1 protein-coding gene is annotated in these 291 nt (G+C 43.3%); it reads right to left on the minus strand.

Annotation, left to right across the window (positions count from 1 at the left end; all coding sequences use genetic code 11):
• Positions 1-291: transposase (locus MW695_RS22350; RefSeq protein WP_247107625.1), on the minus strand; the 291-nt coding region annotated here is incomplete at both ends.

Consider the following 291-nt stretch of genomic DNA (forward strand, 5'->3'; position numbering starts at 1 on the left):
CCACATCTGGGTTCACAAAGCCTTTTTCCATTGCATTCCGAAGGATGCGGTAGAAAACCTGTTCGAACACATCACTTTCGCGGAATCGGCGGGCATAGTTTTTCCCGAACGTAGAGAAGTGGGGGATCTTACCATCAAAACCAAAACCTAAAAACCAACGATAAGCGACGTTTGTTTCGATTTCTTTGATCGTTTGGCGCATAGAGCGAATGCCGAATATGTATTGAATGAACACCATTTTTACTAACACGACAGGATCAATACTAGGACGACCTTTATCAGAAGAGTACA

This window comes from Halalkalibacter sp. APA_J-10(15), from assembly GCF_023017105.1.
Lineage (GTDB): Bacteria > Bacillota > Bacilli > Bacillales > Bacillaceae_D > Halalkalibacter.